This is a genomic window from Streptomyces sp. URMC 126 (genome assembly GCF_051386555.1).
In the GTDB taxonomy this organism is placed as follows: Bacteria; Actinomycetota; Actinomycetes; order Streptomycetales; family Streptomycetaceae; genus Streptomyces.
In genome coordinates, this window is sequence record NZ_JBPQTX010001087.1 from 1 (window position 1) to 254 (window position 254).

Below are 254 nucleotides of genomic sequence, written 5' to 3' on the forward strand. Positions count from 1 at the left end.
CCTTCATGACGCCCTCGGCCTCCAGCGTGCCGATCGCGGACGCGGCGCGCGGGCAGGTCAGGTAGTAGAGGGTCGGGAAGGGCGTGCCGTCCTCCAGGCGCGGCGCGGTCTCCACCACGTCGGGGAGGCCGCAGGGGCAGCGGTGCGCGATGGCGCGCAGCCCGCGCGGCACGCGGCCGAGCTGCTCGCCGATCGCCGCGACATCGGCGTCGGTGGGCGGGGTGTGCGGAGTCGGAGGGGGTGCGGCGTCCATG

1 protein-coding gene is annotated in these 254 nt (G+C 76.8%); it reads right to left on the reverse strand.

Annotation, left to right across the window (positions count from 1 at the left end):
* Positions 1–253: DUF501 domain-containing protein (locus ACSNOK_RS35200; protein ID WP_436784757.1), on the reverse strand; the 253-nt coding region annotated here is incomplete at its 3' end.
* Position 254: the final 1 nt, after the last annotated feature.